The sequence below is a fragment of the Dactylosporangium sp. NPDC049742 genome, assembly GCF_040674675.1.
GTDB classification, from domain to species: domain Bacteria; phylum Actinomycetota; class Actinomycetes; order Mycobacteriales; family Micromonosporaceae; genus Dactylosporangium; species Dactylosporangium maewongense.
Genome location: NZ_JBFANF010000010.1, coordinates 61,741 through 75,737, shown reverse-complemented (window position 1 = coordinate 75,737; position 13,997 = coordinate 61,741). Strand labels below are relative to the sequence as shown.

At 68.5% G+C, this 13,997-nt stretch carries 9 protein-coding genes; 3 read left to right on the top strand and 6 right to left on the bottom strand.

What is annotated here, in order from left to right; genetic code table 11:
* The first annotated feature begins 185 nt into the window (after positions 1–185).
* On the top strand, positions 186–2,339 hold the full coding sequence (gene uvrB, locus AB0J72_RS15520; protein ID WP_363399094.1) for an excinuclease ABC subunit UvrB: 2,154 nt from the start codon (positions 186–188) through the stop codon (positions 2,337–2,339).
* A gap of 852 nt (positions 2,340–3,191) precedes the next feature.
* Here uvrB and AB0J72_RS15515 read toward each other — a convergent pair.
* Entirely contained in the window at positions 3,192–3,365 is a 174-nt protein-coding gene (locus AB0J72_RS15515) for a hypothetical protein (RefSeq protein WP_363399092.1), read from the bottom strand.
* Positions 3,366–3,795: 430 nt separating this feature from the next.
* Positions 3,796–5,298, bottom strand: a complete 1,503-nt coding sequence (gene rpsA, locus AB0J72_RS15510; RefSeq protein WP_344503470.1) for a 30S ribosomal protein S1 — start codon at positions 5,296–5,298, stop codon at positions 3,796–3,798.
* A gap of 258 nt (positions 5,299–5,556) precedes the next feature.
* Here rpsA and AB0J72_RS15505 point away from each other — a divergent pair, with 258 nt between their 5' ends.
* A complete protein-coding gene (locus AB0J72_RS15505) occupies positions 5,557–6,366 on the top strand; it encodes a class I SAM-dependent methyltransferase (protein WP_363399089.1) in 810 nt (269 codons plus the stop codon).
* Between the two features lie 548 nt (positions 6,367–6,914).
* Here AB0J72_RS15505 and polA read toward each other — a convergent pair.
* The gene (polA, locus tag AB0J72_RS15500) at positions 6,915–9,608 is read right to left on the bottom strand and encodes a DNA polymerase I (protein WP_363399087.1); all 2,694 of its coding nucleotides are present in this window, start codon (positions 9,606–9,608) and stop codon (positions 6,915–6,917) included.
* A gap of 235 nt (positions 9,609–9,843) precedes the next feature.
* Between polA and AB0J72_RS15495 the strand changes: the two genes are divergently transcribed.
* Entirely contained in the window at positions 9,844–11,100 is a 1,257-nt protein-coding gene (locus AB0J72_RS15495) for an ABC transporter substrate-binding protein (RefSeq protein ID WP_363399085.1), read from the top strand.
* Positions 11,101–11,225: 125 nt separating this feature from the next.
* Here AB0J72_RS15495 and AB0J72_RS15490 read toward each other — a convergent pair whose 3' ends face one another.
* Genes AB0J72_RS15490 through AB0J72_RS15480 form a run of 3 tightly spaced genes read right to left on the bottom strand, consistent with a single transcriptional unit; the run spans position 11,226 to position 13,997 of the window.
* Positions 11,226–12,026, bottom strand: coding sequence for an ABC transporter ATP-binding protein (locus AB0J72_RS15490; protein ID WP_363399083.1), 801 nt, complete (start codon positions 12,024–12,026; stop codon positions 11,226–11,228).
* Entirely contained in the window at positions 12,023–13,012 is a 990-nt protein-coding gene (locus tag AB0J72_RS15485; protein WP_363399081.1) for an ABC transporter ATP-binding protein, read from the bottom strand. Before AB0J72_RS15485 ends, AB0J72_RS15490 begins: the two co-directional genes overlap by 4 nt.
* Entirely contained in the window at positions 13,002–13,997 is a 996-nt protein-coding gene (locus tag AB0J72_RS15480; protein WP_363399079.1) for a branched-chain amino acid ABC transporter permease, read from the bottom strand. Before AB0J72_RS15480 ends, AB0J72_RS15485 begins: the two co-directional genes overlap by 11 nt.

Genomic DNA, 13,997 nt, shown 5'->3' with positions numbered 1-13,997 from the left:
CAACCTGGCGCCGGGAGGGCCGGACCGAGTAATGGCCGGCCTGCTCTCCGGTCGGCCGCCGCGAGCGGCCTACAGCTCTACGGTAGTCCGGTGATCTTCCCCACACAATCGCCAGGTTGAATACGATCAACCACCCAGGGCGAGGAACCCGAAAGTTGTCATACCCCCCGCGTACGGTTGGGGTCATGGCGCTCGACATTCCCCGCTTGGACAACCGCTTCGAGGTGGTCAGCGAATACGTTCCGTCCGGTGACCAGCCCACCGCGATCGAGCAGCTGGCGCGTCGCGTCCGGTCCGGCGAGCGGCACTCGGTGCTGCTCGGCGCGACCGGCACCGGCAAGAGCGCGACGACCGCATGGCTCGTCGAGCGGCTGCAGCGCCCGACGCTCGTGCTCGCCCACAACAAGACCCTCGCCGCGCAGCTGGCCACGGAGTTCCGCGGCCTCATGCCCAACAACGCGGTCGAATACTTCGTCAGCTACTACGACTACTACCAGCCTGAGGCGTACATCCCGCAGACCGACACCTACATCGAGAAGGACTCGTCGGTCAACGAGGAGGTCGAGCGCCTGCGCCACTCCGCGACGATGAGCCTGCTGACCCGCCGCGACGTCATCGTGGTCGCGACCGTCTCCGCGATCTACGGTCTGGGCACGCCCGAGGAGTATCTGGACCGGGCCGCCAAGGTGACCGTCGGGCAGGAGCTCGAGCGCGACAAGCTGCTGCGGCGGCTGGTCGACATCCAGTACACGCGCAACGACCTCGCGTTCAACCGTGGCACGTTCCGGGTCCGCGGCGACACGCTGGAGATCATCCCCGCCTACGAGGAGCTCGCGATCCGGATCGAGTTCTTCGGCGACGAGATCGAGCGCCTGTCCTACCTGCACCCGCTGACCGGCGACGAGATCCGCCAGGTCGACCAGCTGATGATCTTCCCCGCGACGCACTACGGCGGTGGCCCCGAGCGCATGGAGCGGGCGATCTCGCAGATCGAGGTGGAGCTGGAGGAGCGCCTCGCCGAGCTCGACCGCGAGGGCAAGCTGCTGGAAGCCCAGCGGCTGCGCATGCGCACCACGTATGACATCGAGATGATGCGCCAGGTCGGCTTCTGCAACGGCATCGAGAACTACTCCCGCCACATCGACGGCCGCGAGGCGGGCAGCCCGCCGCACTGCCTGCTCGACTACTTCCCCGACGACTTCCTCACCGTCATCGACGAGTCGCACGCCACCGTGCCGCAGATCGGCGGCATGTATGAGGGCGACGCCTCACGGAAGCGGACGCTCGTCGAGCACGGGTTCCGGCTGCCCAGCGCCCAGGACAACCGGCCGCTGCGCTTCGACGAGTTCGAGGAGCGGGTCGGCCAGACCGTCTACCTGTCGGCGACCCCCGGCCCGTGGGAGCTCGGCCGCACGCAGGGCGAGTTCGTCGAGCAGGTCATCCGCCCGACCGGCCTCGTCGACCCGCAGGTGATCGTCAAGCCCACCAAGGGCCAGATCGACGACCTCATGCACGAGATCAACCAGCGGGTCGAGCTCGACGAGCGGGTCCTCGTCACCACCCTGACGAAGAAGATGGCCGAAGACCTCACCGACTACCTGCTGGAGCACGGCATCCGCGTGCGCTACCTGCACTCCGAGGTCGACACCCTGCGCCGCGTCGAGCTGCTGCGCGAGCTGCGGCGCGGCGAGTTCGACGTGCTCGTCGGCATCAACCTGCTCCGCGAGGGCCTCGACCTGCCCGAGGTGAGCCTGGTCGCGATCCTCGACGCCGACAAGGAAGGCTTCCTGCGCTCCGGCACCAGCCTCATCCAGACCATCGGCCGCGCCGCGCGTAACGTCTCCGGCCAGGTCCACATGTATGCCGACAAGATGACCCCGTCGATGACCCTCGCCATCGACGAGACCAACCGGCGCCGCGACAAGCAGATCGCGTACAACGTCGCCAACGGCATCGACCCCCAGCCGCTGCGCAAGAAGCTCGGCGACATCCTCGACGACATCTACCGCGAGGCCGAGGACACCGCCGGCGCCGTCGTCGGCCACGGCCCGGGCGGCGCCATCACCGTCGGCGGCGGCCGCCAGATGAGCCGCGGCAAGTCCCCCGAGAACACCCGCGCCCGCCAGAAGGGTGGCGGCACGAAGGGCACCGCCGGCGCCGCCACCCCGGCCCGCGCGGGCATGGCCCGCGCCGAGCTCGCCACCCTCATCCAGGAGCTCAACGACCAGATGCTCGGCGCCGCCCGCGAGCTGCAGTTCGAGCTCGCCGCCCGCCTCCGCGACGAGGTCTCCGAACTCAAGAAGGAACTCCGCGCCATGGACGTAGCCGGCGTCAAGTAACCACCCACCCACCCCGTCCCCAGCACCACGCGTGCAGCGGCTCCACATTTGTCGGAGCCGCTGCACGCCACCGCCTCCGTGCCACACGAGGACAACGCCCACGCCAACCAGCCGCCCCGCCCGCCGTCGTCGGCAACGGACGGCGGGGACGGGCGGGCAGCGGGGACGGCGACGGCGGGCGGCGACGACGGCGACGGGACGGCGGGCGACGGGGACCGCGGCGACGGGCGACGGGGACTGCGGCGACGGGCGGGGCGGGCAACGCTCCACGCCTGCCGTCGACGCTTGGTGTCCTCGGCAGGCAGCACGTCCACGCCCATCGGAGCCCTTCCACGCCACCGCCTCCGGCTACGCGCGGAGAACGCCCACGCCCACCGGCGGCACCCACCCGCTGTCGTCGGCGAGCGACCCTCCACGCCTGCCGACGACACCGCCTTACCCCCTCAGCAGGCAGCACATCCGGCGCCTACCAGAGCCGCCACACACCACCCCTCCAGCTGCATGCGGACAACGCCCACGCCCACCGGCAGCGCCCACCCACCGTCGTCGGCAGGCAGCACTCCCGCACCCCGCCGAATGCGCCGTCCACTACCGCCATCGCGCCCCGTCGCACAGCCTGGTCAGCGATGCCGCCGACCGACGCGGGAGCTTTCCGCCGCTGTCTCCGGCTGCATGCGGAGGCGCCGTCTGCCATCGCCTTCATGAGCTGCCCGCGGGCAGCGCTCCCACTCCAACCATCGGGGCAGACCTGCCCGCCCCATCTCCGACCGCGTGCAGGCAGCACATGGGTGAGGCGGCGGTGATGCGCTCTGACTACGTCCTCACATGATCTGGCGTCGTCGAGGGCATCGTTCAGCGCTGCCACACCGCCGTCGATCCCCCGAACGGCAACCCCTGGCGATCCGAGGCGTCCGGGGTGATCGTCGTCTGGGACGCGGCGCCACCGTACCCGCCCCGCGATCCCGCACAGACGTTGATCAATGCCATGATTTGCGCCTTTTGCGCCATCGAGATTGCGCGATCCACCTACAAAACGATCTCTGAAATGTGGGTGGATCGCGCAGCGTCGATGCGAGCCGGCGCGCCAACGGGTCCCTCGGCGGGTTGGCGATGGCTGCAAGACCGGCGACGGCGTGGAGGCACCGGGTGATGCTCTCGACAGCACCGGACCGGGGTGAGGACGGTGGCCGGGGAACATCACCGCGGCCACGACGCGGGTGGCAATCACGCCACCGTGGGGCGCCCCAGACCAAGTAGCACCGGCCGAGGCGGATGCGCCCAGCTGCACCACACGGAAGAGCGGCTCCCACACGTGAGGCGAAGCCAGCGGCGGGCCGAACAAGAGGCATCCCGGAGCCGACCGCATGGTCCGGGGACAGCGCCGTGCCTGGTGGAAACGGGAGAGGCCCCGTAGCCGAATCCGGCTGCGGGGCCTCTCCTTATGTTCTGCGAGCCGTCAGCTCTTGCCGCCGGCCAGCTTCTCGCGCAGGGCCGCGAGGGCCTCGTCCGTCGCGAGGGTGCCTGCCGGCTCCTCCGGGGCGCGAGCCGCCGTCGGGGTCGACGAGGTGACCGGGCCGCTGCTCGTCGCGCCGGCCGCAGCGGTGGCGGCGGGCTCGGCGGCGTCGGCCTGGCGGGCCGTCTGCACCTGCTTGGTGTGGGCCTCCCAGCGCTGGCGGGCCTCAGCGTACTGCTGCTCCCACGCCTCGCGCTGCTTCTCGAAGCCGGCCATCCACTCGGCGGTCTCCGGGTCGAAGCCCTCCGGGTAGATGTAGTTGCCCTGCTCGTCGTACGTGGCCGACATGCCGTAGAGGGTCGGGTCGAAGTGCTCCTCGCCCTCGACGAAGCCCTCGTTGGCCTGCTTGAGCGACAGCGAGATCCGGCGACGCTCAAGGTCGATGTCGATGACCTTGACCATGACGTCGGAGCCGACCTGCACGACCTGCTCCGGGATCTCCACGTGGCGCTCGGCCAGCTCGGAGATGTGCACCAGGCCCTCGATGCCGTCGTCGACGCGGACGAACGCACCGAACGGCACGAGCTTGGTGACCTTGCCCGGGACGATCTGCTGGATCGCGTGGGTGCGGGCGAACTGGCGCCACGGGTCTTCCTGGGTCGCCTTCAGCGACAGGGAGACGCGCTCACGGTCCAGGTCGACGTCGAGCACCTCGACCTCGACCTCCTGGCCGACCTCGACAACCTCGGACGGGTGGTCGATGTGCTTCCAGGACAGCTCGGACACGTGCACCAGGCCGTCGACGCCACCGAGGTCGACGAACGCACCGAAGTTGACGATCGAGGACACGACGCCCTTGCGGACCTGGCCCTTCTGCAGCTTGTGCAGGAACTCGGTGCGCACCTCGGACTGGGTCTGCTCGAGGTAGGCCCGGCGGGACAGGACCACGTTGTTGCGGTTCTTGTCCAGCTCGATGATCTTCGCCTCGAGCTCGCGCCCCACGTACGGCTGCAGGTCGCGGACCCGGCGCATCTCGACCAGGGACGCCGGCAGGAAGCCACGAAGCCCGATGTCGAGGATGAGACCACCCTTGACCACCTCGATGACGGAGCCGCGAACGATCCCGTCGTCTTCCTTGATCTTCTCGATCGTGCCCCACGCCCGCTCGTACTGCGCGCGCTTCTTCGAGAGGATCAGACGCCCTTCCTTGTCCTCCTTCTGAAGGACCAGGGCTTCGATGTGGTCACCGACCGACACGACCTCAGCAGGGTCGACATCATGCTTGATCGACAACTCGCGCGAGGGAATGACACCCTCGGTCTTGTAGCCGATGTCGAGCAGGACCTCGTCCCGGTCGACCTTGACGACGGTGCCTTCGACGATGTCGCCGTCGTTGAAGTACTTGATGGTCTCGTCGATCGCGGCGAGGAACGCCTCATCGGACGCGAGTTCGTCGACGACCTTGTTGCTGCTGGCGCTCGAGGTGGCCTCGATGCTGCTCGTCATGTGGGTTGTTGCTCCGGTCGGTGGGTGACTTCGGTGGACCTGCGCTCCCGCGGACCATCGTCCGGGCACAACCCGCCTGTCGCAGTGCAGGATCAATGCATTGGAAGCTCAGGATGTGCCAGACGATCGTGAGCCTGCTCCATGCCGAGGCGCACAACCCACGAGTGCACCGATCAGCCTACCCTGCGCAATACCACATGGTCCAACCCTCCCCCAGACCCGATCCGCCGACTTTTGCGGGGCCTACCGTTGCAGTCCATGGAAACGTCACCAGACGCAGGCGTCACACGACGCGCAGTGAACCCAGCCGAGAGTCGCCGCGCGAGCCGGGGCTGGTGGGACGCTGACGCCGACGCCTACCAGGCCGAACACGGCGCGTTCCTCGGTGACGCCGACTTCGTCTGGTGCCCGGAAGGCCTGCGTGAGGCCGACGCCCGGCTGCTCGGCGACGTCACCGGCAAGGACGTCCTGGAGATCGGCTGCGGCGCGGCGTCGTGCTCGCGCTGGCTGCACACCCAGGACGCCCGGGTCATCGCCAGCGACCTGTCGGCCGGCATGCTGCGGCACGCCGCCGCCGGAAACACCCGATCGGGTGTAAAAGTGCCGCTCCTGCAGGCCGACGCCACGGCCCTGCCGTTCGCCGAAGGCGTATTCGACATCGTGTGCACCGCGTTCGGCGCCGTGCCGTTCGTCGCCGACTCCGGTCGCGTCATGCGGGAGGTGTACCGCGTGCTGCGCCCCGGCGGCCGCTGGGCCTTCTCGATCACCCATCCGATGCGGTGGGTGTTCCTGGACGACCCGGGCGAGGGCGGCCTGGTCGCGGTGCACTCCTACTTCGACCGCCGCGCCTACGTCGAGGAGGACGAGGCGCACGTCCCGACGTACGTCGAGCAGCACCGCACCCTCGGCGACCGCATCCGCGAGCTCGTCACCGCCGGCTTCGTCCTCAACGACCTCATCGAGCCCGAGTGGCCAGACGACCACAAGGGCACCTGGGGCCAGTGGAGCCCCCTGCGCGGCAAGATCTTCCCCGGCACCGCCATCTTCATCGCCACCAAGCCGTCCTGACGGCGCGCCCCGGCAGCGCCACCGCGCCACAGTCCGCGAGTCGGTTCAACCCCCACAAAATGCTGATATTTCCGGTTTAGCGGGCGCGGAGCGCCTGATAAACCGGAAGAAAGGTCCCACGCGAAGGCAGCGCTGTTGGGAGTGCCCCGAGAACCCCGGGAGGAAGGACCGCGCGGAACGACGACAGGAGCACACGCACGCCGTCCAAGGGGCGCGGAGGAGCCGGGCGTCGACCGGCCTGGCAATACCGAGCCGCTAAGGCGACCGAACGAACAGCCGAGCCCAGCCGAGCCGTCAGGCCAGCAGCCGAGCCGAGCCGTCGAACCGGGCCGTCGAACCGGGCAGCCGAGCCGAGCCGTCGAACCGGGCAGCCAGCCGAGCCGCCGAGCCAGGCAGCCGAGCCGAGCCGTCGAACCCTGGGCACGCGAGCGGGTGAGCACGACAGCCGGAGCACCCCGGCACCCCGGCACCCCGGCGGCTCGGCGACTCGGCGCCGGTGTCGGCCCATGGACGGGGGCGACACCGGCGGTGCGAGGCGACTCAGTGGATCAGTGGTCGGCGGCGTTCCAGTCGCGGCCTGAGCCGACCGAGACGCCCAGCGGGACGTCCAGGGGGTAGGCCTCGCCCATCTGCTGGCGGACGAGGGCCTCGACGGCGTCGTGCTCGCCTGGGGCGACCTCGAACACCAGCTCGTCGTGGACCTGCAGGAGCATGCGGGATTGCAGGCCGGCCTCGCGCAGGGCCGTGTCCACGTGGAGCATGGCGACCTTGATGATGTCGGCGGCGGAGCCCTGGATGGGGGCGTTGAGGGCCATGCGCTCGGCCATCTCGCGCCGCTGGCGGTTGTCGCTGTTGAGGTCGGGCAGGTAGCGGCGGCGGCCGAGGACGGTCTCGGTGTAGCCGTCGCGGCGGGCCTGGACGACGATCTGGCGCAGATAGTCGCGGACGCCGCCGAACGTGGCGAAATACTCCTCCATGAGGACCGTGGCCTCGGCGGGGGTGATGCCGAGCTGCGAGGCGAGACCGTAGGAGGACAGGCCGTAGGCGAGGCCGTAGTTCATGGCCTTGATCTTGCGGCGCTGGTCGGGGACGACCTCGTCGGCGGGGATCGAGAAGACCGAGGAGGCGGTCGCGGCGTGGAAGTCGAAGCCCGAGTTGAAGGCCTCGATCAGCGCCTCGTCCTTCGACAGGTGGGCCATGATCCGCATCTCGATCTGGCTGTAGTCGGCGGTGAGGAGGGACTCGAAGCCCTCGCCGACGATGAAGGCGCGGCGGATCTGCCGGCCGTCCTCGGTGCGGATGGGGATGTTCTGCAGGTTGGGGTCGGTGCTGGAGAGCCGGCCGGTGGCCGCGACGGTCTGGTAGTAGGTGGTGTGGATGCGGCCGTCGTCGCTGACCGACTTGAGCAGGCCGTCGACGGTGGTCTTGAGCTTGGCCCAGTCGCGGTGGCTCAGCAGGTGCGCCAGCAGCGGGTGCTCGGTCTGCTTGTGCAGATTCTGCAGCGCCTCGGCGTCGGTGGTGTAGCCGGTCTTGATGCGCTTGGTCTTCGGCAGGCCGAGCTCGTTGAACAGGATCTCCTGCAGCTGCTTGGGCGAGCCGAGGTTGAACTCCCGGCCGATCACCTCATAGGCGCCCTGCGCGGCGGCCTTGACGTTGCTGGCGAACCTCGACTCCAGCTCGCTGAGATAGTCGGTGTCGGCGGCGATGCCGACCCGCTCCATCTCCGCCAGCACGGTGACCAGCGGCAGCTCGACCTCGGCGAGCAGGCGGGCGGAGGAGTCGCCGTCGCGCCGCAGCTCCTCGGCGATCGCGTCGGCGAGGTCGAGGGTGGCGCGGGCGCGGAGCATCAGATTCTCCTCCGCCTCTCCCGTGTTGCCACCCAGACCGTCCAGGGCGAGCTGGCCGGTGTCGGGGGCGTCGACCCGCAGCTCCCGCTTGAGGTAGCGCAGCGCCAGGTCGTTGAGGTCGTAGGAGCGCTGGTCGGGGCGGGCCAGATAGGCCTCGAGCGCGGTGTCGCTGGCGACGCCCTCGAGCACCCAGCCGCGGGCGCCGAACGCGAGCCGGGCCGGCTTCACGTCGTGCAGCACCTTGAGCCGGTCGGCGGCGGCGAGCCACTCCCCCACGGCCGCGTCGTCGGCGGCGTCGAGCTCGGTCGGGTCGAACCAGGCGGCCGGGCCGCCGGCGACGGCGAGGCCGATGCCGGTGACCTCGCCGGTGCCGCGGCCGAACTTGCCGGCGACGGCGACGCCGACGCGGGTGCCGGCCGGCGCGTGCTCGGTGAGCCAGGCGCCGACGCCCTCGCGCAGGACCGTGCCGGACAGGTCGAAGCCGCTCTCCGCCTCGGGCTCCACGGCGTCGAGATACTGGTAGAGCCGGTCGCGCAGGATGCGGAACTCCAGGGCGTCGAAGACCTGGTGGACGGCCTCGCGGTCCCAGCCGCGCCAGTGCAGCTCGTCGGGGGTGATCGACAGCTCGAGGTCGTCGACGAGCCCGTTGAGCTCATAGTTGCGCATGACGTCGGCGAGGTGGGCGCGCACATTCTCGCCGGCCTTGCCCTTGATCTCGTCGACCCGGGCGATGATCCCGTCGAGGTCGCCGAACTGCAGGATCCACTTGGCGGCGGTCTTGTCGCCGACGCCGGGGACGCCGGGGAGGTTGTCGCTGTCCTCGCCGACGAGCGCCGCCTTCGCCCGGTAGAGCGACGGCGGGATGCCATAGCGCTCCTCGACCTTGGCCGGCGTCATGCGGTCCATCTCGGAGACGCCGCGCTTGAGATAGAGCACCGTCACGAGGTCGGTGACCAGCTGGAAGGCGTCGCGGTCGCCGGTGATGATCGAGGTGGGGATGCCCTGCCCGGCGGCCTCCCGGGCGAGGGTGGCGATCACGTCGTCGGCCTCGTAACCCGGCTTCTCGATGAAGGGGATCCGCAGCGCGTTGAGGACCTCCTTGATCAGGTCGAGCTGGCCGGAGAACTCCGGCCGGGTCGTCGAGCGGTTGGCCTTGTATTCCGCATACTTCTCCAGGCGGAAGGTCTGGCGCGACACATCGAAGGCGACCGCCACGTGCGTGGGCTTCTCGTCCCGCAACATGTTGATCAGCATCGACGTGAAGCCGAAGACGGCGTTGGTCACCTGCCCCGTCTTCGTGGAGAAGTTCTCCGCGGGGAGGGCGAAGAACGCCCGGTAGGCGAGGGAGTGCCCGTCGAGCAGCAGGAGCCTGGTGTCCTCTGTTGAACCCGTCACATCCTTGAGCCTAGTCGGGGGGTATGACAGTTCCCCGCGGAGACCCCGCGCCGTGACGCGACAAACCGATTCCCGCGACGGTTGCGAACAGGAAGATTACGACTGCGCAACTTCCTGGGGCGTGTTGCCCCGAAGGCCTAGTGCCAGCACCCGAGTTTCATTAGGTTCTGCCCCTATCAGCGTCTTGGCATCTAGGCGCAACCACGCCTACCGCGCTGTAAAAAGGAGACAGGTGATGATCCGCCCCAACCTCGCATGGCGCTCGGTCGCCGTGCTGAGCGCTGCCGTCCTGGCACTCAGTGCATGTGGTGACGATGCAGATAAGCCCAGCACTGGCGCAACCACCGGCGGTGCCGCCCCCGGCGACGGCGTTCTGAAGATCGGCACCATCCTGCCGCAGACCGGCTCGCTGGCGTTCCTCGGCCCCCCGGAGTTCGCGGGCGTCGACGTCGCGATCAAGGAGATCAACGCCAACGGTGGCGTCCTGGGCAAGCCCGTCACGATCCAGCACATGGACTCGGGCGACACCTCCACGGACATCGCCACCCAGTCGGTCAACAAGCTGCTCACGGACAAGACCGACGTCATCATCGGTGCCGCCTCGTCGTCCGTCTCGCTGTCCGTGATCGACAAGATCACCGGCGCGGGCGTGGTCCAGATCTCGCCGGCCAACACGTCGACGGCGCTGACCACCTACAACGACAAGGGTCTGTACTTCCGGACCGCCCCGCCGGACACGCTGCAGGGCCGCGTCCTCGGTGACCTGATCGTCCAGGACGGCAACGCCACCACCGGCATGCTGGTCCTCAACGACTCCTACGGCACCGGCCTCGCCGAGAACGCCAAGGCGGAGATCGAGAGCGGCGGCGGCAAGGTCGCCGTGTCGGTGACCTACGACCCGAAGGCCGCGGACTTCTCGGCCGACGTCGCGAAGATCAAGGCTGCCAACCCGGACGCCATCGCCATCATCGGCTTCGACGAGACCAAGAAGATCGTCCCCAAGCTGATCGAGGCCGGTCTCAAGACCAAGAAGTGGTACTTCGTGGACGGCAACATCGCCGACTACTCGAAGGACTTCGCCCCCGGCACGCTGAAGGGCTACAAGGGCACCCAGCCCGGCGCCGCGACCAAGGACGACTTCAAGAAGCGCGCCCTTGAGATCAACAAGGACCTGAAGGACTGGAACTACGCCGTCGAGTCCTACGACGCCACCATCCTCGCGGCCCTCGCGGCCATCGAGGCCGGCAGCGACAACCCGGCCGAGATCGCGAAGCACCTGATCACCGTCTCCAAGGGCGGCGAGAAGTGCACGGACTTCAAGTCCTGCGCCGACCTGCTCAAGCAGAAGAAGGACATCGACTTCGACGGCCTGAGCGGCCCGATCTCCTTCAACGACGCCGGCGACCCGGCCGAGGCCACCATCGGTGTCTACACCTACGACGAGAACAACAAGCTCACGTCGGACGTGAAGTACCAGACCGGCAAGATCTGATCTGAATAAGCGAAAGGGTCTCACCGCGGAAGCGGTGGGGCCCTTTCCGTATGTGCACCACAACAAAGAAATCCCGCGCCTGCCGGAGAACTAACCGGCAGGCACGGGAATCCAAAAACGATGGTTCAGGCGCGGGCGAGCGTACCCAGGTACAACTCGATCACCCGCGGGTCGTTGATCAGATCCTGACCGGATGCCGTGTAGGCATTGCGGCCCTGATCGAGGACGTATCCCCGGTCGCAGATCTGCAGGCAACGGCGCGCGTTCTGCTCGACCATCACGACCGTCACACCGGTCGAGTTGATCTGCTTGGTCCGGAAGAACACCTCGTCCTGCAGCGCCGGCGAGAGGCCCGCTGAGGGCTCGTCGAGCAGCAGCACGGTCGGCTCCATCATGAGCGCCCGGGCCATGGCGACCATCTGCCGCTCACCGCCGGACATGAGCCCCGCCCGCTGCTTGCGCCGCTCGGCCAGGGTCGGGAAGAGCTGCGTCACGAAGTCGAAGCGCTCCTTGAAGCGCTTCGGCTTCAGGAACGTGCCCATCTGCAGGTTCTCTTCGATGGTGAGGGCCGCGAAGACGTTGTTGGTCTGGGGAACGAAGCCGATGCCCCGCTCCACCAGCGCGTGCGCCTTCATGTTGGTGATGTGCTCCCCGCGCAGGGTCACGGCCCCCGAGCGGATGTTGACCAGGCCGAACATGGCTTTCAGGAGGGTCGACTTGCCGGCGCCGTTGGGGCCGATGATGCCCACCAGCTCGCCGTCGTGCACGTACAGGTCAGCGCCGTTGAGGATGTTGACGCCGGGCAGGTAGCCCGCGACGACGTCGTCGGCCCGCAGGACCGCCCCGTCGGCGTGCGCCAGGTGGTCGCCGCGGTCGACGATCTCGTTGCTGGCGACCGGGGCGTCGTCCTCGATGGGAACGGTCATGCCGGTCCCCCCTTCGGGTCTTCTTCAGGAGAAACAGAAAGCTCGTCGACGGCGCCGATCAGGGTCACCTCGCCGTCGGATTCGTCCAGCGTAGAGGCGTCCACCTCCTCGCCGCCGACGGTCTTGACCGCGCCGTCGTGGTGCGCGCCCAGGTAGGCGTCGATCACGCGCGGGTCGGCCATGACCTTGTCCGGGGTGCCCTCGGCGATGACGCCGCCCTGCCCCATGACGATGATCCAGTCGCTGATGTCGTGGACCATGTCCATGTCGTGCTCGACGAAGAGCACGGTCATGCCGTCCTCACGCAGCTGCTTGACGTGGCCGAGCAGCGACTGCGTCAGCGCCGGGTTGACCCCGGCCATCGGCTCGTCGAGCATGACCATCTCCGGCTGCACCATGAGCGCCCGGGCCATCTCCAGGAGCTTGCGCTGGCCGCCGGAGAGGCTGCCGGCGAAGTCATCCCTCTTGGCGATGAGCTTGAACCGGGTGAGCAGGTCCTCGGCGCGGGCGGTGATCTCGGCTTCCTGCTGTTTCCAGGTGCCGGGCAGCAACGCGCGCCAGAAGCTCTCGCCGCGCTGCCCGGTGGCGCCGAGCCGCATGTTGTCGATGACCTTGAGCTTGGACAGGGCCTTCGTGAGCTGGAAGGTGCGGACCATGCCGGCCCGCGCGACCTTGTGCGCCGCCACGCCGGACAGCGACTTGCCGTTGAACGTCCACGAGCCCTCGTCGGGCGCGTCGAAGCCGGTGAGCAGGTTGAAGAAGGTCGTCTTGCCGGCACCGTTGGGGCCGATGAGGGCCGTGATCGAGCCGCGCTGGATCTCGACGTGCTTCACGTCGACGGCGGTGAGACCGCCGAAGCGGCGCACCACGTTGTCGGCGACGAGGATCGGGTCCGGTTTCGGGACGCCGGGCTCGCACGGCAGTCCGGCCAGGGCCTGCACGGCTCGCGCCCGAGCGGCCCGGTCGGGCTTGTTCTCAACGTCCATCGAGCATGACCTCCCTCTTGTCGCCGAAGATGCCCTGCGGCCGGTAGATCAGCAGCAGGATGAGGCCGAGACCGACCAGGATGTACCGGACGGAGCCGGCCTGCGAGGTGGTCATGAACCACTCCGGGAAGACCTTGTTGTTGGAGGCCTCGCTCAGGGCCGAGTCGATGAAGACCAGCAGGACCCAGAAGATCATCGAGCCGACGACCGGGCCGAAGACCCGGGCCGCGCCGCCGAGGATCACGATCGTGTACGCGAAGAACGTGAACTCCGTGCCGTAGGTGTCCGGCTGGACCGCCGCCCGGTCGAGGGCGAAGACGAAACCGCCGAGGCAGCCGATGACGCCGCCGAGGACCAGCGACTGCATCTTGTACGAGAAGACGTTCTTGCCGAGGCTGCGCACGGCGTCCTCGTCCTCACGGATGGCCTTGAGCACGCGGCCCCACGGGCTGCTCATGAGCAGCCAGACCACGAGGCAGCTGAGCAGCACCAGGGTCCAGCCGACGACCAGGATCCACAGCTCACGGTCGGTGAACGTGATGAGCCCGAGGTCGATGCCCTTGGTGCCGGCGAACGGGTTGAGCTCGTAGAAGTCCTGCGAGAAGCTCTGCAGGCCGTCGGAGGCACCCGTCCACTTGCGCAGGTCGGTGGCGCGGTAGAAGAGCCGGATGATCTCGGCCGCGGCGATCGTGACGATGGCCAGATAGTCGGCGCGCAGTCGCAGCGTCGGGATACCGAGCAGCAACGCGAGGACCACCGCCGCGAGCAGGCCGACGACGACGCCGAGCCACAGCGGCAGCCCGAAGGTCGCCACCGTGATCGCGATGCCGTAGGCACCGACGCCGAGGAAGGCGGACTGGCCGAAGTTGAGCAGGCCAGTGTAGCCGAAGTGGACGTTGAGTCCGATGGCCGCGAGGGCGTACGCAATAGCGGTGGACCCGATGATCGCTTCCAGCGACACGCTGAAGATGCTTTCCCAGTTCAT

Coding starts and splice junctions, on each gene's coding strand:
- uvrB (WP_363399094.1), top strand. CDS start 186: ATGGCGCTCGACATTCCCCGCTTGGACAACCGCTTCGAGGTGGTCAGC.
- AB0J72_RS15485 (WP_363399081.1), bottom strand. CDS start 13,012: ATGGACGTTGAGAACAAGCCCGACCGGGCCGCTCGGGCGCGAGCCGTG.
- AB0J72_RS15490 (WP_363399083.1), bottom strand. CDS start 12,026: ATGACCGTTCCCATCGAGGACGACGCCCCGGTCGCCAGCAACGAGATC.
- AB0J72_RS15495 (WP_363399085.1), top strand. CDS start 9,844: ATGATCCGCCCCAACCTCGCATGGCGCTCGGTCGCCGTGCTGAGCGCT.
- rpsA (WP_344503470.1), bottom strand. CDS start 5,298: ATGACGAGCAGCATCGAGGCCACCTCGAGCGCCAGCAGCAACAAGGTC.
- AB0J72_RS15480 (WP_363399079.1), bottom strand. CDS start 13,997: ATGAACTGGGAAAGCATCTTCAGCGTGTCGCTGGAAGCGATCATCGGG.
- AB0J72_RS15505 (WP_363399089.1), top strand. CDS start 5,557: ATGGAAACGTCACCAGACGCAGGCGTCACACGACGCGCAGTGAACCCA.